Annotated in this window: 21 protein-coding genes and 1 tRNA gene; 8 read left to right on the top strand and 14 right to left on the bottom strand. The window is 61.0% G+C overall.

The features are described 5' to 3' along the window. Window positions 1–196: 196 nt before the first annotated feature. Window positions 197–535 (bottom strand): DUF2147 domain-containing protein, encoded by a 339-nt coding sequence (locus tag OLZ32_RS31270; protein ID WP_003546874.1) that lies wholly within the window; start codon window positions 533–535, stop codon window positions 197–199. A gap of 443 nt (window positions 536–978) precedes the next feature. Between OLZ32_RS31270 and OLZ32_RS31265 the strand changes: the two genes are divergently transcribed. Further along, window positions 979–1,248 (top strand): sel1 repeat family protein, encoded by a 270-nt coding sequence (locus tag OLZ32_RS31265; protein ID WP_003546876.1) that lies wholly within the window; start codon window positions 979–981, stop codon window positions 1,246–1,248. 238 nt (window positions 1,249–1,486) lie between these two features. Here the strand turns inward: OLZ32_RS31265 and OLZ32_RS31260 are convergent, their stop codons facing one another. The 3 genes from OLZ32_RS31260 to OLZ32_RS31250 form a co-directional block, all read right to left on the bottom strand. Then, on the bottom strand, window positions 1,487–2,602 hold the full coding sequence (locus OLZ32_RS31260; RefSeq protein WP_264399739.1) for a pyridoxal phosphate-dependent aminotransferase: 1,116 nt from the start codon (window positions 2,600–2,602) through the stop codon (window positions 1,487–1,489). A gap of 113 nt (window positions 2,603–2,715) precedes the next feature. Next, window positions 2,716–3,117 (bottom strand): hypothetical protein, encoded by a 402-nt coding sequence (locus OLZ32_RS31255; protein ID WP_003546879.1) that lies wholly within the window; start codon window positions 3,115–3,117, stop codon window positions 2,716–2,718. Window positions 3,118–3,360: 243 nt separating this feature from the next. Then, complete coding sequence (locus tag OLZ32_RS31250) at window positions 3,361–3,762, bottom strand: DUF2177 family protein (protein ID WP_264399740.1); 402 nt, start codon at window positions 3,760–3,762, stop codon at window positions 3,361–3,363. A 161-nt stretch (window positions 3,763–3,923) separates the two neighbouring features. Here OLZ32_RS31250 and OLZ32_RS31245 point away from each other — a divergent pair, with 161 nt between their 5' ends. Next, window positions 3,924–4,370 (top strand): baeRF12 domain-containing protein, encoded by a 447-nt coding sequence (locus tag OLZ32_RS31245; RefSeq protein WP_003546882.1) that lies wholly within the window; start codon window positions 3,924–3,926, stop codon window positions 4,368–4,370. A 47-nt stretch (window positions 4,371–4,417) separates the two neighbouring features. Here OLZ32_RS31245 and OLZ32_RS31240 read toward each other — a convergent pair whose 3' ends face one another. Then, entirely contained in the window at window positions 4,418–5,284 is an 867-nt protein-coding gene (locus tag OLZ32_RS31240; protein ID WP_017990885.1) for a LysR family transcriptional regulator, read from the bottom strand. 91 nt (window positions 5,285–5,375) lie between these two features. Between OLZ32_RS31240 and OLZ32_RS31235 the strand changes: the two genes are divergently transcribed. Continuing rightward, window positions 5,376–5,639 carry a hypothetical protein gene (locus tag OLZ32_RS31235; protein WP_003546888.1) on the top strand — a complete coding sequence of 88 codons (264 nt, stop codon included), beginning with the start codon at window positions 5,376–5,378 and terminating at the stop codon, window positions 5,637–5,639. Here OLZ32_RS31235 and OLZ32_RS31230 read toward each other — a convergent pair. Beyond that, window positions 5,590–5,922, bottom strand: coding sequence for a hypothetical protein (locus OLZ32_RS31230; protein WP_264424307.1), 333 nt, complete (start codon window positions 5,920–5,922; stop codon window positions 5,590–5,592). The two genes, OLZ32_RS31235 and OLZ32_RS31230, sit on opposite strands and share 50 nt — an antisense overlap. 354 nt (window positions 5,923–6,276) lie before the next feature. Between OLZ32_RS31230 and OLZ32_RS31225 the strand changes: the two genes are divergently transcribed. Continuing rightward, on the top strand, window positions 6,277–6,717 hold the full coding sequence (locus OLZ32_RS31225) for a glyoxalase superfamily protein (protein ID WP_003546892.1): 441 nt from the start codon (window positions 6,277–6,279) through the stop codon (window positions 6,715–6,717). Window positions 6,718–6,800: 83 nt separating this feature from the next. Next, complete coding sequence (locus OLZ32_RS31220) at window positions 6,801–8,168, top strand: MATE family efflux transporter (RefSeq protein ID WP_003546893.1); 1,368 nt, start codon at window positions 6,801–6,803, stop codon at window positions 8,166–8,168. A gap of 105 nt (window positions 8,169–8,273) precedes the next feature. Here OLZ32_RS31220 and OLZ32_RS31215 read toward each other — a convergent pair whose 3' ends face one another. From OLZ32_RS31215 to OLZ32_RS31180, 8 genes are all read right to left on the bottom strand, one after another. Beyond that, window positions 8,274–8,435, bottom strand: coding sequence for a hypothetical protein (locus OLZ32_RS31215; RefSeq protein ID WP_017959744.1), 162 nt, complete (start codon window positions 8,433–8,435; stop codon window positions 8,274–8,276). Between the two features lie 102 nt (window positions 8,436–8,537). Continuing rightward, window positions 8,538–9,368, bottom strand: a complete 831-nt coding sequence (locus tag OLZ32_RS31210) for a helix-turn-helix transcriptional regulator (protein ID WP_264424304.1) — start codon at window positions 9,366–9,368, stop codon at window positions 8,538–8,540. Between the two features lie 51 nt (window positions 9,369–9,419). Continuing rightward, entirely contained in the window at window positions 9,420–9,647 is a 228-nt protein-coding gene (locus OLZ32_RS31205; RefSeq protein WP_003546899.1) for a DUF1127 domain-containing protein, read from the bottom strand. An 89-nt stretch (window positions 9,648–9,736) separates the two neighbouring features. Further along, a complete protein-coding gene (gene iolB / locus OLZ32_RS31200; protein WP_264424302.1) occupies window positions 9,737–10,534 on the bottom strand; it encodes a 5-deoxy-glucuronate isomerase in 798 nt (265 codons plus the stop codon). 196 nt (window positions 10,535–10,730) lie between these two features. Then, a complete protein-coding gene (gene iolE, locus OLZ32_RS31195; protein ID WP_264424301.1) occupies window positions 10,731–11,648 on the bottom strand; it encodes a myo-inosose-2 dehydratase in 918 nt (305 codons plus the stop codon). A 66-nt stretch (window positions 11,649–11,714) separates the two neighbouring features. After that, window positions 11,715–13,565, bottom strand: coding sequence for a 3D-(3,5/4)-trihydroxycyclohexane-1,2-dione acylhydrolase (decyclizing) (gene iolD / locus OLZ32_RS31190; protein ID WP_264424299.1), 1,851 nt, complete (start codon window positions 13,563–13,565; stop codon window positions 11,715–11,717). Window positions 13,566–13,767: 202 nt separating this feature from the next. Further along, window positions 13,768–15,702 (bottom strand): bifunctional 5-dehydro-2-deoxygluconokinase/5-dehydro-2-deoxyphosphogluconate aldolase, encoded by a 1,935-nt coding sequence (locus OLZ32_RS31185; protein ID WP_264424297.1) that lies wholly within the window; start codon window positions 15,700–15,702, stop codon window positions 13,768–13,770. Window positions 15,703–15,794: 92 nt separating this feature from the next. Continuing rightward, window positions 15,795–16,670, bottom strand: coding sequence for a MurR/RpiR family transcriptional regulator (locus tag OLZ32_RS31180; protein WP_003546910.1), 876 nt, complete (start codon window positions 16,668–16,670; stop codon window positions 15,795–15,797). 207 nt (window positions 16,671–16,877) lie between these two features. Between OLZ32_RS31180 and OLZ32_RS31175 the strand changes: the two genes are divergently transcribed. The 3 genes from OLZ32_RS31175 to OLZ32_RS31165 all read left to right on the top strand — a co-directional run bounded on the left by OLZ32_RS31175 (window position 16,878) and on the right by OLZ32_RS31165 (window position 19,558). Next, complete coding sequence (locus tag OLZ32_RS31175; protein ID WP_264424295.1) at window positions 16,878–17,993, top strand: Gfo/Idh/MocA family protein; 1,116 nt, start codon at window positions 16,878–16,880, stop codon at window positions 17,991–17,993. Window positions 17,994–18,080: 87 nt separating this feature from the next. Beyond that, a complete protein-coding gene (locus tag OLZ32_RS31170) occupies window positions 18,081–19,298 on the top strand; it encodes an NAD(P)/FAD-dependent oxidoreductase (RefSeq protein ID WP_222393230.1) in 1,218 nt (405 codons plus the stop codon). A gap of 169 nt (window positions 19,299–19,467) precedes the next feature. Continuing rightward, a tRNA-Ser gene (locus OLZ32_RS31165) sits at window positions 19,468–19,558 on the top strand. The last annotated feature ends 151 nt before the right edge of the window (window positions 19,559–19,709 follow it).

Here is a 19,709-nt window from a genome sequence, read left to right as displayed (position 1 = left end):
GTTCATCCGCCGTTCAGCTTGCCGGGCCGGCTCGGCCAGGTTGCGGAGAGGATCAGGAAGGGTTCGCCGGCGGAGTTCGACGCATTCGACTTCGCCGGGTGGAGTAGCGGAGGAGGCCCCTAGGGGCTTCGAAGCATGCCGCCGCATCGTCGGCATGCTTCTGCATTTGGGACCGTTGCGCAGGTGCCCTATGGCCTCAGAGTCGCGTCCAGGTCTGCGACTTGCAGAGGATCTTCATGACGCAGCCCTGCATCCTCAGCGAGTTGCCGGAAACCTTGCCTGCGCCGCTATAGGTCTTCTCGGCGGCCGGGTCGGTGATCTCGCCGGCATAGCTGCCGCCGGTTCCCGCAAGCGTGCCGATCTTCCGGCCGGCATATTTACCGGTCTTCAGCGTCACGCAGTAACTGCCGCCGCAGGACGCGATCACCGCCGTATCACCGGCGGCAGTCTTCCAGTTGCCGACGATAGGCTCCTCGGCATGCGCGATACCCCCGATGACTGTTACGAAGCCGGCGAGAACGAAGCTGCGGATCATCTTTTCCTCCATGATGTCCTTGATCGCGGCGAAAATAACTGACGCGAACGTAAAGGTAAATAAGCCCGATTGCTATCTTGCAGATCGGATGAAAAACAGGAGAAAAAAGCCATGCGGCGAGCTTGTAAAGATATCGCCTGCTGATTTCATGATGAACGATCCCTTTATTTTCAAATCTGAATCTTTCGTAAAATTCGAGCGAAAATCCTTAATTCGCAGGGGATCTGATGTTTAACGAAAATCCAATTTTACCAAGCGTTTGCACTTTGTTTGTCTCAAATTAATCATGCATTTTAGGCGTTTTTTGAAAGCCGTTTGGCATAGTGAACCCATCAAACGAGCGGGGCAAACCCGCCGGACCGAAAGGGCCGCAAGCCGCGATAGACGGCAAGGCCTAGAGGTAAAACAGGGTCAGTCATAACAGGCTAACAGGGATAAAACCGATGGCACGCTTTGAAATGCACAATGCTGAAACGGCCACCATGGGTGGCGACAACAACAGCGCCGATGTCTTCTGCGAAATGGGTCTGATGTATGCGACCGGCCGCGGCTGCGAAGTCGATCTCGTCGCAGCCCACAAATGGCTGAACATCGCCGCAATCAAGGGCAACGACCGCGCCGCCGAGCTACGCGCCGACGTGGCCGCCGCCATGGACAAGATGCAGCTCGCAGCAGCGCTGCGCGCCGCCCGCGAGTGGATGACGGTTCACTAGAGCAATTCCAGGAAAAGTGCGAAGCGATTTTGCCGGGAATCGCGTAAAAACAAAAAGTTAGAGCGAATCTGCGTTTCCGTGAAAAGCTGAACCGCTCTAACACCGTCTCCGATCAGGTATTCGACAAGAGCAGCAATAACAACCTCAAAAAGAGGGGGCTGGCGGGGCGCTTTGGACGGGGCCGACGCCGGGAGAACGGAACCGCGACCGGATCCTCCACCGGCCGCGGTTCTTCGCTTTATCGGCTGATCTGTTTCAGGACCTGCGGCAGCGTCTCTTCGAGCAGCGCCATATCCGTCTCCGGCCCGACGCTGACACGAATGCAGCGATTGAGCGGCGCCACGCCAGGCATGCGGATGAAGACGCCGAGTTCCATCAGCCCGTCGACGATCGCCCGGGCATAAGCGCCGTCGCGGCCGGCGTCGATCGCAACGAAATTCGTCGCCGAGGGCAGCGGTTGAAGGCCGTTCGCCCGGGCGATACCGCCGATCCGCTCCCGGCCCGCATGGATTTTCCCGACCACCTCGACGAGATACGCCTGGTCCTTCAGCGCCGCGAGCGCCGCTGCCGTCGCCAGCCGGTTCATGCCGAAATGATTGCGGATCTTGTCGAAGGCCTGCGCCGTTCCTGCCGTCGAGATCGCGTAGCCGGTGCGTGAGCCGGCAAGTCCGTAAGCCTTGGAGAAGGTGCGGGTGCGGACGACGTTCGGCAGCTCGATGAGCGAGGAGATCGACGGCAGCGAACCTGCCGGCCCCGTCTCGCTATAGGCCTCGTCGAGCACCATCAGCGTCGTCTCGGGCAGCGCACGGGCGAAAGCGACAATGCTGTCGGCATCCCACCAGCTTCCCATCGGATTGTCGGGATTGGCGAAATAGACGAGCGGCGCATTCTCGCGTTTCACCGCATCGAGCAGCCCCTCGATATCCTCGCGGTCGTTTGCGTAGGGAACGGTCACCAGCCGGCCGCCGAAACCGGCGACATGGAAATTGAAGGTCGGATAGGCGCCGAGTGAGGTAACGACGGGCGCGCCCGCCTCGATCACCAGCCGGACGATCTGGCCGAGCAATTCGTCGATGCCGCTGCCGATGGCGATATTGGCAGCTGAGACGCCGAGATGGGCGGCAAGCGCTTCCCGGAGCGCGAAATTCTCCGGATCATTGTATTTCCAGATATTGCCGGCCTCCTCGCGCATCGCTGCAAACACGGAAGCGGCTGGGCCGAAGCCGTTCTCATTGGCGCCGACGCGCGCCGAAACGGTAAGTCCGCGCTGGCGCTCGATCGCCTCGGGGCCGACGAAGGGAACTGTGGAGGGCAGGGCGCTGGCAAGAGGTGTGAAGCGCGAAAAGGCGGACATGCGAAGGCAGTTTCCCGGACATATTGACAATCGGCGCAACAATAGGCCCGGGCACGGCCAACGCAAGCAAGATTATTTCCGCAACAGCAGCGCCGCGCGTGTCGTCGGCCTGTTCACGCGCGGAAGATCGGCGCGCGCCGGGCGTCGATTGCTTCCATGTTACCGATCATGAAATCGGTGCGGACGACTCGGCGCAGAACCTCGGGGTCCATGATGTTGATGAACCGCACGCCGATGCGTTCTTTATGGCGATAGACCTCGGCGCAGCCGATCCGGTAGGCGAGGCCGAGAATGTTGAGATAATAATGTTTCGGCAGACCGGCGGTGGTCGATACGATGAAGGTGGCGCCGCCTTGTGAGATATCGATGATCTCGGCGCTTCGCATCGATACGCCGGTCAGGCACGGGCGGACAGCGACGATGCGGGCGGGTCGCTTGACGTTGAACTCTTCCCAGCGCAGGTCGTAGACAGCGGATTTGACCGTGGCAAGGTGTGTAGCGCGGAGCATAGTCATTCACATTCTCCGTCAGACAGGGCACATTTGGGATCTTGATCACGAGCAAGCTGGTCTTGATCGCGAGCAAGCTGGTCTTGATCTCATTCAAGCTGGGGGTCTTGCTCCAACCAAGGTCACATGAATGTTTTGCACATTCGTCAAATATAAAATTACAATTTTAACGAGTTTAAACTTTGTTCCCAAGCGGGACGCCCTGATGTCCATTATCGGGACGCGGGCTTTCATCTCCAGGCTCGCGTTTCAGCCAAAAAATCTGACGGCCAAATATCCGCCGGCGGCAGTCAGCGCCGTCATAGCCGTGCCCCAGGCCATGTCGACCAGGCTCATGGCGAGCGGCCAGTTGCGAAGCGTGGCGAGATTGGTGATGTCATAAGTGCCATAGGCCGCCAGTCCCAGAATGGCACCGTAGAGAAACGCGGTGGCGATCGAGCCCGCCGACAGCGCCGGCAGAACGGCAAGCACAACCACCGCGGCGGCGAAGAACAGGTAGAACAGTGCGCCGACCGCCAGATTGGGCGAGGGCAGCATCAGTGCTCCCAGCTGGTCGCGATAGAAGTTGCGGGCGATGAGGCCGAGCCATATCCCGTCGCAGATGAGAAGAGTGAGAAAGGTGCCGGCATAGGCAAACAGCGCTGTCTTCATCGTCAATCTCCCGAGCTTGGCCTTTTTACGCAGCCAAGGCCGCCCGGATCGCTGCCCGTGCGATTTCGGTGCAATTTTCCCGAACTCTTTCAATGGCCGAGCGTTGTGCCTTGATCGATGAAGCACGGCGCGCTTCGAATAACGACAGCGAGGAGTTGAAGATGACCGACGTCAAAATCCCTTGGAAATCATGGGTCGTGGTCTGCAACGGAGCCAAGGCTCTGATCATGCAGAATGCCGGCGATGCCCAGCTGATGAACCTGAAGGTGCTGGAAACTCTAACGCAGCCGAATGAGCCAGACCGCGAGATCGGCGCCGACAAGCCCGGCCGCAGCCATGCCGCCGATGGCTTCAGCCGCAGTGCTGTCGAGGAGACCAACTGGCAGGATCAAGCCGAAGCCCAATTCCTGAAACAGGTCGCGGAGAGGCTGGATGAGCTGGCGCAGGAAAAGGATGTCCGCCGCATCGTCCTCGTGGCGCCGCCGAAAGCACTCGGCGCGCTCCGGCCCGCGCTCAGCGCCGATACGCAGGCAGCGATCTCCATGGAATTGGCGAAAGACTATACCAATATGCCTGTCGATGAGATCGAGCGGCATCTCGCCGCCTGAGCCGGTTAGCAACCTCGGTGTGCGCGGGTCGAACGGCCCGCGTTTTCTTATGTCGCTGCCTTATACCCGGCAAACAGGTCTTCATGATCGGCAAAGAGCGCCGCCAGGCGGTCGATGACGATCCTGACTTCCGGCCGTTGCCGCTCGTCGTCATGCGCAACGATCCACATGTCGTAGGTCAGTTCGTCGATGACAGGCCCGGCGCGGACCAGCCTGCGCTCCTGATCGCCGATGAAACAGGGGAGCACGCCGCGGCCGGCACCGCCGCGGATGAGGTAGAAGAGCATATGCGGCGTGTTCGTCCAGCTGGTGATCCAGGAGTTCGGCTGTTCGAACGTCCATTTGTCCGCCGGCGTGATGGCGGTATCTGTGCCGAGCGAGATCCAGTTGCAGTTTTTCTCGTCATAGCCGGACGCCTGATAAGCCGCATGCGCCACCTTGACCGAACGGCGGATCGCGACGTTGCCGCTCTCCGGCCGGCTGTGGCGAATGGCGATATGCGCCTCGCGATAGGTGAAATCGACGCTCGCATCGCAGGTCTTGTAGCACATGCGGAAGCTGTCCTTCGGCATCCAGACGCTGGCCAGATGGTCGGCGATGAAGCGCGAGGTCCAGCTGTCGGCGGCCGTCGAGACGATCGGCAGTGTCAGCACCTCGCCCCGCCAGTCGGAGATCGCACGCGCCGCATCCTGCATCAGCCGGACGCGATCGAGCAGCTCCTGCCCGTCCTTCGCGAGCAGATAACCGGTGGGGCCACGGCTGAACAGCGAGCGGCCGGTCACCCGTTCGAGCGCCAGCATGCGCCGGCCGATCGTCGGCGCGCTGAGCCCGGTGCGCGTCGCCGCCGCCGAAAGCCCGCCGCCGGTCGCGACATGGAAGAAAAGTTGCAGGTCGTCCCAGCTCGCATCTTTCATGGATGAAAACCCCCTTTCCCCAGCGCCTCTACATCGGAGGGGCGCGAAGGCTTAGCTCAAGTGCCTGAGCAAATAGATGGAGGATGCAGCAATGGATCTCAACTGGGTTGTTCTCTTTAGGGAAATCGAAATCGGTAATCGCCGGATCCGCCGAGGTCCCTTGGCCGATCCGCTCGCCGATCCTCTTGATCGTCCGGAATGGCGCGGATTTCTCTGGGCCGTTCCGATCATCGCGCGTCTCGCCGCAAGACGGAGCGGCGAAACAAAGGCGACGCGCCGCGATGATTTGCGGATCGGAAAAAGCCTCAGGTTTCGAAGTTCAATCGCAACACGTGGTGCAGGAATTCCGGATTGATCAGCATGTTGAAGCTGATCGTCACCAATTCGCCTTCGCGCTTCACCACGGTCGCACCGATCTCGTCATGGATGCCGAGGATTTCGAGAAAGAAATGGCTCGGCATTTCGAGGTTCGGGCTGACTTCGAGCAATGCGCCGGCAAGCGTGATCGTGCGGATCAGGCAGCGCACCTGCGTTCCGGTGCTGAGGTGATGGCCGACGAAGATGATGTTGCCGGGCCTGTCGAGAATGAATTCCCTGTAAGCACGTTCCGGCTTGGGGTGTTCTGAGTCGAGGTGCATCTGAAAGGCCCTTTTAGCCTCCGCTTGTAATACGACAGGACATTACTTGAAGAATGCTGACATTTGCTGAAGAACACCGTTAAGATTGAATGCTTATGTGAAAGCTGCGGGAAAATCGCACCGATTTCGTGCAGATTTGCCCCAAAGCTGCGCATTCCTGAGGCAGATGCGCCATTCTTGACATGTCGGCGGCGTTCGCGCATACAAAGGCCGGTTCGAGGCACCGGCCGCTCGCGGATGAAAATCCATGGTGAAGTCCTCGCGATCATGGTCACGGCCCTTTGTGCATGCTGACTGGCGGCAATGCGAGCTCCCATCCGCAGTCGAAGAGCATGCCTTGCGAAGGCTCACGCCATGACGACGACCTATCCTGCCATTGATGAATTGAAGGCCCAGGCCAAGCGCCTGCGCCAGGCAATGAACGATCGCGGCACCATGCTGACCCACAGTGCGGCCCTGGAAATGATTGCCCGCCAGCACGGCGCGCGCGATTGGAACACGCTTGCAGCCCTTGCGGCAAAGCCCAATGCTAGCCCGAAGACGCCGCTCTTCGTCGGCGCGCATATTCGCGGCCGTTATCTCAATCAGCCGTTCACCGGCGAAGTCCTGGCACTTTCGGCCCTGCCGGGCGGCGACCTCCACAGGATCACCATCCATTTCGACGAGCCGGTGGATGTCGTCACCTTCGAGAGCTTTTCCGCCTTTCGTCAGCGTGTGAACGCGCAGATCAATGCCGACGGCGTGTCCCCGAGAAAGACCTCGAACGGCGTGCCGCATCTGGTGCTCGATCTCTAGATTGTTTTTTGTCCTTTTGAGACCGTCCGGATCCGGATGATTTGGCCGGATCGGGCCCTGCCTCATATCGCACGGATTTCTCCATGACCGATCTTTCTGAAGACAATGCCTTTCTCACCGGCTGGCTACCGGCCGTCTTCATCAAAGCGGCGGCGCCGATCGTCGCGATCACCACCGTCAACGGCCTGTTCACCGTCGTCGACGCCTATTTCCTCGGCGCCTATGTCGGTCCGGACGCACTCTCTGCCGTCAGCCTGATTTTCCCCGGGCTGATGCTGCTGGTCGCCCTGCAATCGCTGGTCTCGAACGGAATGGCGAGTATTCTCGCCCGCCGGCTCGGCGCCGGCGATCGTCAAGGCGCGCGTCGGGTGTTTGCCGGCGCGCATGCGCTGGCGCTCGCCGTCACCCTCATCCTCAATCTGGTCTACTGGACCGTTGGCCGGCAGATCATCGATGCCGGTGCTGCCGGCAATGCTGCCGTGGCCGCTGGCGCCATGCTGTTCATGGGCGCGATGATCGCCTGTGCGCCGATCAGCTTCTTCCTGTCGCTGCATCTCGACGGGCTACGCTGCGAAGGCAAGATCGGTTTCATGACCTTGGTGACGCTGTCGGCCTCGCTGCTCAACATCCTCGCCAACTGGCTGTTCATGGCGGTGATGCATTGGGGCGTGCTCGGTTCGGCAGTCGGCTCCATCGCATCGCAATTCGTCTGTCTCTCAGCCGTGCTCGCCTATCGCTGGCGCCGGCCTGCGGCACTGAGTCCTTCCCGAGGGTTGGCTCTTGCCGAATGGCGCGGCATCATCGCCTTCGGCGCGCCGATGAGCCTCGGTTTCATCGGCATATCGCTGGCCTCGGCCGCCATTCTGCTCAATGTCTCGCTCTGGAGCACGCATGACTACGTCGCGACTGTTGCCGCCTACGGCATCATCACCCGGATCATGACTTTCACCTATCTGCCGCTGCTTGGCCTCAGCATCGCGCTGCAGACGATCGTCGGCAACAATCACGGTGCCGGCCTCGGGCTCCGCGTCGGCCGCAGCCTGCAGATCGCCATGCTCGCAGCACTCGTTTATTGCACCCTGGTGGAGATCACCGTCGAATTGCTGGCCGGCCGGATCGGCGCCGTCTTCGTCGCCGATCCGGCGATCATTGCCGAGGTCAGGCGAATTCTGCCCTGGACGATCGGCGCCTATTTTCTCTTCGGGCAGATGCTGATCCTGTCGTCCTATTTCCAGTCGATCGGCGATGCCTCGCGCGCAGCGATCTTCGGCCTGTCGCGGCCCTATCTGCTCACCTTGCCGCTCACCTTCCTGCTGCCCTTCGTCTTCGGCGAGCAGGGGATCTGGATGGTGCCGGTGTTTGCCGAGGCAGGCATGTTCATCCTTGCCTTCCTCGTGCTGTCGCAGAACGCCAAACGCCGCGGCTGGCGCTACGGGCTTCTGCCCGTCTAAAGCAATTCCAGCAAAAGTGCGCAGCGGTTTTGCGTCCGGAATTGCGCAAAACAAAAATATAGACGGAAGAGCCGCGCTAGGGAGCGCGGCTTTTGCCTGGAACCGTCATTCCTTGCCTGCCGAAGCGGCCGATGTTGCGGCTTCTGCCTCGTTCAAAGCCTCGGCGCATTCCTGGCAGCAGACCTCGACGGCCTTGCCGCCGAGCTTGACGGTGATGGTCTCCGCGCCGAGTTCGCAGTCGCAGGCAGCACATGTGGTCTTCTTCATCTGATGATCCTCCAGTTGATCGCCCCAGGATCGGGACAGGCTCATAAGATCATCGAAGAGGGCATCGGCGCTGTCGAAATCTTTAGCGATCGACCTGGGCTCTTACTTCCGCCGCAGCTGTGCCGAGCGCTGGAATTCGGCCGGAGTCTGGCCGAAGGACTGCTTGAAGGAAGCGCTGAAATGGCTGTGGCTGGAAAAGCCGAGATCGAGACCGAGCGCGGTCAGATCCTCATACTGGCCGAGCAGATCGAGCGCGCGGGCAAGCCGCAGCCGCAGCTGGTAGCGGTAAAGTGGCGTCGCCTCGACCTGCTGGAAGACCTGGGTGAGATAAACGGGCGAGACGCCCACTTCGGTGGCGATTTCCGAAAGTGTCCAGCGCCGCGCGAGATCGGAGGAAAGCACCAGCTTTGCCCGGTCGACGAGTTTCTGCCGGCCGGCGCTGGCGCCCGCCGCATGCGATGTGCGCTCGCCGAGTGAGCGGCGCACCAGAGTCAGCGCCAATATTTCCGCTTCCAGCGTTTCGGCGACGTTGCGGCTGAGACCATGACGCAGGAGCGCAACCAGCGCCTGTGCGCGCGGATCGATCCGCCGGCGCTGGCGGCGGAAGGAAAAGGGCGGGCCGGGCTGCGCCTGCTCCTTCGGTGTAAGCTCTTCAAGTATGGATTCGTCGATCGCCAAATCGATGCAGGCGTCGCCACCCTCGATAGGGTGGCTGATCCGATATCCCTGGCCGGCATTGAAGAACAAGACCTGATTGGCTTCGGCCACCGTATCATTGCGGCCGACATGCCGCATGAAGACGCCGCGATAGGGATAGACGAGGCTCGTCCTGTGGGCGCATTCCTCGTCGCTCTTATGACGGCACTCGCCATTGCAGACGATGTCACGAATAGTGACCATCTTCGTTTTCAGAAGCGGTGCCGTTGAGAACATTGCATATTCCGTATCAGACAGGCCAGAACCGACCGTACTTATAACAGCACTTTAGTAACGGCTGTAGACGTGAACATCGCTTTCCGTCTGCCCCCTGGAAAGGCCGACATCCTTCAGCTGTTCGTCGGAAAGCTCCATCAACGCATTCAGGTTGCGTCGTTCGTTTATTTTGCGCGCCAGCCAGCGCGCTGCCCTGATTGCGGCAAGGAACAGGTCGGGTCGCATAAGACGCGACGAGCGAATATTTCGCGCCGGTATCGTGAAATTCGGGCTCTGCATGGTGATCCTCCATCCGTGTTTGGATGGAGGCAGTGAACCATCAGCGGCAGTTTCGCGCTGTCAGATTATTTAGCGATCTGAGGAAGCCTTCAGGCCTTCATCAGCCACTCATGCTCGACGGCATTGTGGAATTTCCAGATCCGCTGCGGTCCGGCCATGACGTTGAGGTAATAGAGGTCGTAGCCATGGCAGGCGGCACAGGGGTGATAGCCCTTCGGCACCAGCGTCACATCGCCGTCCTCGAGCGCCATTGCCTCGTCAAGCGAGCGATCGTCGGTGTAGACGCGCTGAAAAGCGAAGCCCTGCGGCGGGTTGAGGCGATGGTAATAGGTCTCTTCCAGGAAGCTCTCGTTCGGCAGATCGTCCTGGTCGTGCTTGTGCGGCGGATAAGAGGAGGTGTGTCCACCAGGCGTGATCACCTCGACGACCAGCAGCGAATGCGCCGAGCTGTCATCTTCCGGCATGATATTGTTGACATAGCGCACATTCGTGCCCTTGCCGCGCGTTACCTGCGGGTGCGTGCCGGGCGGGATTTCCTTCGCCTGATAGGTGCCGCCGCCGGGTGCCGAGCAGACCGCGAGCTCCAGATCGGTCTCCGCCGTCACCGACCATGTCGATTCCATCGGGATGTAGAGCGCATGCGGGGCGCCTTCGAACGGGTTCATCCGGCCGCCGAGCGTGCCGAAATCCTTGGTGCCGGCAGACGCCTTGCCCTTGCCGGTCACCCAGACCAGGCAGACTTCGCGATCGCCCGTCTCTCCCGAGACGGTTTCGCCCGACTTCATCCGATGCAGATCGAAGCCGACATAGGTCCAGCCGGCGTTTTCCGGGGTGACATGGGTGACGCGGCCATGCGTGCCTGATGGTTTCACCTTGAGATTTGGCATTGGTGTTTTCCTCGTAAGTTGGAAAATTCCCCTCCCCAACCCCTCCCCACAAGGGGGAGGGGCTAACCTGCCGTGCTGTCTCGCCCATATTACGGCCTTCCTTTTCGCAAGGTGGCCGTTGTCTGGTGTGGGCGGTGCCTCAAGTTAAGTCTCTCCCCCTTGTGGGGAGGGGTTGGGGAGGGGTCTTTTGCTCCCGCTATCCCTTAGGAAAGCCTTCCGTTTCCACGGTATAGCCCGCAGCCGTCATGACGCGCATCAATTCGGCGTGGCCGATCGCGGCCATTTTCTGCGGCGGTGCTTTGCGAGGATCCTGTTCGGCCTCGACGACGAACCAGCCTTCATAGCCATGATCGGCCAGCCGCTGGACGATTGCGCCGAAATCGAGCGAGCCGTCGCCCGGTACCGTGAAGGCGCCAAGCGCCACCGCATCGAGGAAGGACTGACGGCTGCGGTCCAACCCATCCACCACAGGCTTGCGGATATCCTTGACGTGAACATGGTTGATACGGGCGTGGTGGTTCTCGATGGCGCGCAACACGTCGCCGCCGGCAAAGGCCAAATGCCCGGCATCGAGCAGCAGAGGGATGCCTTCGCCCGAATGGCGCATGAAGGCGTCGAGTTCCTGCTCGGTTTCGACGACGGCCGCCATGTGGTGATGATAGGAAAGCGGCATGCCCTGCTCGGCGCACCATTCCCCGAATTCCGTGACGCGACGCGCATAGGCCTTCATCTCGTCATCGGAGAGGCGCGGCTTGGTCGCGAGCGGCTTGGAGCGGTCGCCCTGGATGGAGCGACCGACTTCGCCATAAACGATGCAAGGTGCATTGACCGCCTTGAACAGCGCGATCATCGGCGCGATGCGGTCCTTGTTGGCGGCAAGCTCCTCATTGACCAGCGTGCCGGAGAACCAGCCACCGCACAGCGTCACGTCGGCGGCGCGCAGGATGGGCAGCATCTCCTCGGGATTGCTGGGGAAACGGCGGCCTTGCTCCATGCCGGTAAAGCCAGCACTTCGGGACTGCCGCAGGCATTCCTCGAGAGACACGTCGTCGCTGAGTTCAGGAAGGTCGTCGTTCCACCAAGCGATGGGCGACATGCCGAGTTTGGCCTTCATCAACATTCTCCTTAAAAGCATTGCGGAGGAGCGGTGCCGCTCCTCCAGAAAAATGACAGCAATCGATCAGCCGACGCGCTGGGCAGCACGTGCTTTGACATAGGCCTCACGCGCCCTGTTGACCTCCCTGCGCGAGCTGACCTCAGGCACCGCGACATCCCACCAGTGGCCGCCGGCTTCTGTGGTGATCAGCGGATCGGTGTCGATGACGAAGACCGACGTGCGGTCGTTCTTCCTGGAATCGGCGAGCGCCTGTTCCAGCTCGGCGATCGAGGCGACCTTGACGGCGATGGCGCCCATGCTTTCGGCATGCGCGCGGAAATCGATCTCCGGCATCACCTCGTGATAGGAGTCCTTCAGCAGATTGTTGAAGTTCGCGCCGCCGGTTCCCATCTGCAATCGGTTGATGCAGCCGTAACCGCGGTTGTCGAGCACGACGATATTGAGCTTGAGGCCGAGCATGACCGAGGTCGCAAGCTCGGAATTCATCATCATGTAGGAACCGTCGCCGACCATGACGACGACATCCCGTTCGGGACGCGCCATCTTGGCGCCGAGCCCGCCGGCGATCTCGTAGCCCATGCAGGAAAAACCGTATTCCATGTGATAGCTGCCCGGCGCCATCGCCGGCCAGAGCTTGTGCAATTCGCCGGGAAGGCCGCCCGCAGCGCAAAGCACCGTCGTATTCTCGCCGCCGATCGTGCGCGCCACCGCGCCGATCACCTGCGCATCGGAGGGCAGGGCGGCATTGGTCGTCGCCATCGCCCTGGCCGCAGCCTCCATCCAGATCTTTTTCTCTGCAGATGCCTTTTCGGCGAGTGCCGCCGGCGCCTTCCAGCCCGAAAGCCCTGCCGAAAGCGCCTTCAGCCCTTCGCGGGCGTCAGTCACCAGCGGATGGCTGTCGTGCTTCACCGCGTCATAGGCGGCGATATTGAGGCCGATCATCTTCAGGCTGTCGTTCTTGAACAGCGCCCAGGAGCCGGTGGTGAAATCCTGGCAGCGCGTGCCGACGGCGATGACGAGGTCCGTCTCTTCGGCGATCGCATTCGCGGCCGACGTGCCGGTGACGCCGACCGAACCAAGCGCCAGCGGATGGGTTTCGTTGATCGACGATTTGCCGGCCTGGCTGACGACGACGGGAATGCCGTGGGCCTCGGCAAAGGCGGCAAGTTCCTTCGTCGCCTGCGAATAAAGCACACCGCCGCCGGCAACGATCACCGGCTTCTGCGATGCCTTGATCAGCGCGATGGCATTGGCGAGCTCATCTGCATCCGGCTGCGGCCGGCGGGTCGTCCAGACTTTTTCCTCGAACAGGCTTTCCGGATAATCATAGGCTTCGGCCTGAACGTCCTGGCAGAGCGACAATGTCACCGGGCCGCAATCGAGCGGATCGGTCAGGACCTGCATGGCGCGCTTCAGCGCCGTGATGATCTGCTCGGGCCGGGTGATGCGGTCGAAATAGCGCGAAACCGAACGGAAGGCATCATTGGCGGAAACCGTGCCGTCGCCGAAATCCTCGATCTGCTGCAGCACCGGATCCGGCGCGCGGTTGGCGAAGACGTCGCCCGGCAGGAAGAGAACGGGGATACGATTGACATGTGCCACGCCGGCGGCCGTCACCATGTTCAGCGCGCCCGGACCGATCGAACTCGTGCAGGCCATGAAGCGCGTGCGGAAATTCGCCTTGGCATAGGCGATCGCGGCATGCGCCATGCCCTGTTCGTTGTGGGCGCGATAGGTCGTCAATTCCTCGCGCACCTGATAGAGCGCCTCGCCGATACCGGCGACGTTGCCGTGACCGAAGATCGCCCAGACGCCGCCGAAGATCGGCACTTTCTTGCCGTCGACGATCGTCATCTGTACTTTCAGGAAATGCGCGACGGCCTGCGCCATCGTCAACCGTATCGTCTTGCCCATCGGGTCCTCCCGCAATCTTTCTTTTCGCGTTTTCCCCTCCCCAACCCCTCCCCACAAGAGGGAGGGCTGACCTGCCGGGCTCTCTACATTCTCGCCGCAATGTCTCCTCCAAAGGGAAGCTTGCTGATGGCGTGAGGCGATGCTCCGGGTTAAGTCCCTCCCCCTTGTGGGGAGGGGTTGGGGAGGGGTCTTAATTATAAGTCTACTGATGCCCGCGCGTCTTCAGCCACGCCTCTGTCAGGTGCCGGAAGCGACCGGCCATATCGGCGATCGCTTCCTCATCATCCATTTCGCCTGAAAGCCAGGCGCGCGCCGGATCGGCAAAGATCGTCCGGCCGACGGCGAAACCCTTCACGGAGGGAGCCGCCAGCGTCGCCTCGAAGCAGGAGATCAGCTCGTCGGCAGGGGCCTCGAGCCCCAGGAGCACGATACCGCGGCACCATGGATCATTTTTGGCGATCACCGCATCGATCTTTTTCCAGGCTTCACGGGATGCCTGCGGCTCCAGCTTCCACCAGTCCGGCTTGATGCCGAGCGCATAGAGCTCCTCCAGCGCGGTCGCGATGGTATCGTCGGTCAGCCGCCCGTTCTTGCCGGCGATGATCTCCACCAGCAGCTCGCGGCCGACCTTGCGGGCGGCCTCGAACAGCGTCCGCAGCTTCTCCTGCTGCTCCGTCTTCAATTCAGCCGGATCATCAGGATGATAGAAGCACAGGCACTTGATGCAATGACCGAGCGGCCATTCGACGAGCTGCGAGCCGATATCCTGGCTGAATTCGAAGCGCAGCGGCTTTGAGCCCGGCAATTCCACCGGCCGCCCGATCCAGGAGAAATTCTTCGTCGCCGCATCGAAGAAGGCGTCGCGGCCGAAGCGTTCGTCGATCAGCATGCCGTAGCCGTCGCGGCCGTTCGAAACCCGCGCCGCTGCCGCCACTGCCAGCCGCTTGAAGGCGACGATCTTCTCATGGCCGACGCCGAGCTCATCGGCGACGCTGACGAGTTGCGAACGGTGGTCGATCGCCAGTGCCATCAAAAGCGGGATTTCGCCGCGTCGGGTCGATGCCCAGTGGATATGGTTGAGCGCCTCGTCCTTGCGCAGCGCCCGATGTTTGCTGCCGGTCGTCAGGAAGAAGTCGAGTTCCGCCCAGGTCGGATATTCCGGCGAGCAGAGCAGGCGGGAGACTGCGAAGGCGCCGCAGGCATTGGCCCAGGTGGCGCAGGTCTTCAGCGGCTCGTCGCGCAGGAATCCGCGCAGGAAGCCGGACATGAAGGCATCGCCGGCGCCGAGCACGTTGAAGACTTCGATCGGGAAACCCTGGCCGATGATGCCGGCTTCGAGATCGTCGGCGATCGGCCCGTCATAGACGATGCAGCCCATGGCGCCGCGCTTCAAGACGATCGTCGCCGGTGACAGGCGGCGGATCTCCTTCAGCGCGCCAAGCACATCGTCGGCGCCGGAAGCGATCAGGATTTCTTCTTCGGTGCCGACGATGAGATCGCAGTCGGGCAGCGTCTCCTTCATCTTCGAGGAGACCCGGTCGGATTTCACGTAGCGCTCGAAGCCTTCCGCATGGCCGGCAAGGCCCCAGAGGTTCGGCCGGTAATCAATGTCGAAGATCACCTTGCGGCCGTTCGCCTTGGCGATACGGATAGCCTTGCGTTGAGCGGCTTCGGTATTCGGCCGTGAGAAATGCGTGCCGGAAACGAGAACGGCGCGCGACGATCTGATGAAATCCTCGTCGATATCACCTTCATCGAGCGCCATGTCGGCGCAGTCCGAGCGATAGAAGATCATCGGCGACACGCCCTCGGCCTCGACCGCCAGCAGCACCAGCGCTGTCAGTCGCTCCTTGTCGGTGACGATGCCGTCGGTCGCGACACCTTCGCGCGCCGACTGCTCGCGGATGAAGCGTCCCATCTGCTCGTCGCCGACGCGGGTGATGAGGCCGGATTTGAGGCCGAGCCGCGCCGTGCCGATGGCGATATTGGCCGGGCAGCCACCGACGGACTTGGCGAAGGAGCCGATATCCTCCAGCCGCGAACCGATCTGCTGGCCGTAAAGATCGACCGAGGAACGGCCGATGGTGATCACATCAAGCGCCGGCTCCGGCTGTGAACCCGGATTCGATTGTACCATGATGTCCTCCCGCTAGATTTTGCGCGGCTTCCAGTGCCTGCGAATTTTCAATAATGAAACATCGGTTCCGACATTTTGTCAATTCGGAATGTTTATTCCATTTTGCCTTTTGCAGCTTTTGACTGCTGACCCTTGCGCCGTCGTTCAGCGATTGCAACCGGCAATGCCATAGTGAGCGCCATCGAGGCCGAAAGCGAGCGGAAGCCGGCGAAATCGGCCTCCGCCACCTCGAACCAGTGCGTGGCGCAGGCGGCAAGCGGCGAGAAGGCCGAATCGGTGATCGCAATGACGGGGACGCCGCGATCGGCAAGCTCCTGGCTCTGGCTGAGGCTGTCGGCTGCATAGGGCGAGAAGCTCGCCGCGATCGCTGCATCCTTCGGTGTTGCGAATTGCACCATTTCAGGGTCGACGCCGTTCGGCGAGGCGACGATCTGGTGGCGGATGTTGAGCTTGGAAAAAGCGTAGGTCATGTGCGCCGTCAGCGGGTAGGAGCGCCGTTTGGCGATCAGGTAGATCGTCTCGGCGTCGGCAAGGATATTCACCGCTTTGGTGAAGGTATCGCTCTGCACCGTCGCCGCCAGCCGGTTCACCGACTGGTTTGCTGCGGCAATGAAGCCGGAGAGCAGATTGGCGTCCTCATCGTCGCCGCTCGATTGTTCCAGCGTGACGAGGCGCTCTTCGTAGCTCAGCGTCCGGTCCCGCAATCTTTCGCGAAAGATGCTCTGCAGGTCGGAAAAGCCTCCGTAACCCAGATGATGCGCCAGGCGCACCAGCGTCGACGGCTGGACGTCGGAGGCGGCCGCGATGCTCGCGGTCGTGCCGAAGGCGATCTCGTCGGGATTGCCGAGCGCGAAGGCGGCGACCTGCGCCAGCCGCTTCGGCATGCTCGCCTTGCGCTCGATGATTGTGCTGCGCAGGCTTTCGAAATCGCGCGGCACACGCGCGTGCCTCTGGGGATCGTTATCCATGCTTGTGGCTCACGGGATGAAACAAATATTCCATATTATCGAACATAAACGATTTCAAACGACACCGCTAATTGTTTTTAATCCCCTGTAATTGAAGGGTTTTGGACAGTCTGTTCGGGAAATAGGCAGAAATGCCTGCGACCAGGTCCCTTGTCAAAATGATCCAAATATTCCAAAAATCCGCGCGCAGCTCTGGAGGAGACGGAAATGAGGCCACTTGGCATCGGTTTGATCGGTACCGGTTATATGGGCAAGTGCCATGCATTGGCGTGGAATGCGGTGAAGACGGTGTTCGGCGATGTCGAGCGTCCGCGTCTCGTGCATCTGGCCGAAGCCAATGCTGGGCTTGCTGATGCTCGTGCCGGTGAATTCGGTTTCGAGAAGGCAACGGCCGACTGGCGAGCGCTGATTGCCGACCCCGAGGTCGACGTCGTCTCCGTCACCACGCCCAATCAGTTCCACGCCGAGATGGCGATTGCAGCCCTTGCGGCTGGCAAGCATGTCTGGTGCGAAAAGCCGATGGCGCCGGCCTATGCCGATGCCGAGCGCATGCTGGAAACGGCGAAGAAATCAGGCAGGGTTGCCGCCCTTGGTTATAATTACATCCAGAATCCTGTGATGCGGCACATCAGGACGCTGATTGGCGAGGGCGCCATTGGCACAGTCAATCATATCCGCGTCGAGATGGACGAGGATTTCATGGCCGATCCCGATGTCTTCTTTTATTGGAAGAGCGAGCTTTCCGCCGGCTACGGCGCGCTCGACGATTTTGCCGTGCACCCGCTGTCGCTGCTCTGGTATCTTTTCGGTCACGTCGAGGCCGTCATAACGGATATGGTCAAACCCTATGCCGACCGCCCGCTGAGCGAGGGCGGTCGCCGTGCCGTCGAAAACCACGATGGCGCCAACGTGCTGATGCGGCTTGGCGGCGGCATCTCCGCCGTGTTGATGGCGAATCGCGCCGCCTGGGGTCGCAAGGGCCGCATCGCCCTGGAGATTTACGGCTCGAAAGGCTCGATCGTTTACGATCAGGAGCGCATGAACGAATTCGAACTCTATCAGGCCGACGGTCGTGGCTCCGAACAGGGTTTCCGCAAGATACTGGCGGCACCCGCTCATCAGCCTTATGATCGGTTTATCCCGGCACCAGGCCACGGCCTCGGCTTCAACGATCTGAAGATCATCGAATGCCGTGAACTGATCCGGGCAATATCAGGCGAACCGTCGTCGATCGTGACATTCGAAGACGGTCTCAGGATAGAAAAGTCGGTGCATGCCATGGCACAGTCCTTCCACGAGCGTCGCTGGATCGAGATCGGCTAAATGTAAGAGGCCGCTTTCCGTTGACGGGGCGTGGGGCAGGGAATAGGCCTTGGCGTGGTTGTCGGGCGCAGCTTCAGGAGTGAGATCGTGACGGATAGATTGGTGATCATCGGCGCGGGACAGGCCGGTTTCGCATTGGCAGCCAAGCTGCGTGCGTTGAAGGATACGCGCCCGATCACCCTCATCGGCGCAGAGGACGTCGCCCCCTATCAGCGCCCGCCGTTGTCGAAGAAATACCTGCTTGGCGAAATGGCCTTCGACCGCCTGCTATTCCGCGCCGAGCACTGGTATGCGGACAATGACGTCGACCTTCGCCTTTCGACCTGGGCCGAGCAGATCAAGCCGGACAGCAAGCAGGTTCTGCTGCAGGACGGCTCCGTTCTTGATTACGGCACGCTGGCGCTCGCCACCGGCTCGACGCCGCGCCGGCTGCCGGCCGCAATCGGCGGCGATCTGGAAGGCGTCTATGTCGCCCGCGACAAGCGCGATGCCGATCTGCTTGCTGACGAGATGCGCCCCGGTCGCCGCGTCCTCATTATCGGTGGCGGTTATATCGGTCTCGAGGCGGCGGCCGTTGCCCGCCATCGCGGGCTGGAAGTCACCGTCATTGAGATGGCCGACCGCATCCTGCAGCGCGTCGCGGCGAAGGAGACCGCCGACATCATGCGCGTGATCCACGAGGCCCATGACGTGGTGATCCGCGAGAAGACAGGGCTCAAGCACCTGATCGGCAAGGATGGCCGCGTCACCGGCGCCGCACTTTCCGACGGATCGGTCATCGACATCGATTTCGCCGTCGTCGGCATCGGCGTCGCCCCGAACGATCAGCTTGCCAAGGAAGCCGGCCTCGAAGTCGCCAACGGCATTGTCGTCGACGAATTCGCCCGCACCTCCGATCCGGCAATCTTTGCGGCTGGCGATTGCGCCGCACTTCCCTGGCAGGGTGGACGCATCAGGCTCGAATCGGTGCAGAACGCCGTCGACCAGGCCGAAGCGGCGGCAGCCGTCATCGCCGGCGGCAGCGAGCCCTATGATCCGAAGCCGTGGTTCTGGTCCGACCAGTATGACGTCAAGTTGCAGATCGCCGGCTTCAATCTTGGTTATGACGAGACGCTGCTGCGCGCCGGCGCCCGCGAAGGCGCCCATTCGGTTTGGTACTTCAGGGAAGGCCGGCTGATTGCCGTCGATGCGATCAACGACGCAAAGGCCTATGTGACCGGCAAAAAACTGCTGGAATCCGGGACCAATCCCGATAAATCGATTCTCGCCGACCCTTCTGCCGACCTCAAGAGCCTGCTCGGCTGAGCTCGGCTTCTTCATCGACGAGAACGAAGCGCGATCAAATTCCGCGGATTGCGGCAGGAAATGCTGTCGGTTTGCGTAACCAGCCGAATTGCAGCTCGCTGCATTTCTTCTGGTGAAAACTCAAAAAACCCTTGCATTCACAGACCGGTCGCCATAGTTAGGCCGCACCGGAGAGGTGGCCGAGTGGTCGAAGGCGCTCCCCTGCTAAGGGAGTATACGTCAAAAGCGTATCGTGGGTTCGAATCCCATCTTCTCCGCCATTCCTTCTTTTATTGCATTTGTACCAGTTATAACAAACACTTGGGTGGGGCGGTGGTAATTGTTTGTGCCAAGCATTTGTGCCAATTTCCCTGTGCCATTTCATTGGCGCTGGCAGGCATCGATTCCGTCTCATCCTGGGCTTCTTGAGCC

The sequence above is a fragment of the Rhizobium acaciae genome, from assembly GCF_025941625.1.
GTDB lineage: Bacteria > Pseudomonadota > Alphaproteobacteria > Rhizobiales > Rhizobiaceae > Rhizobium > Rhizobium acaciae.
This window is presented reverse-complemented; position numbering and strand designations above follow the sequence as displayed.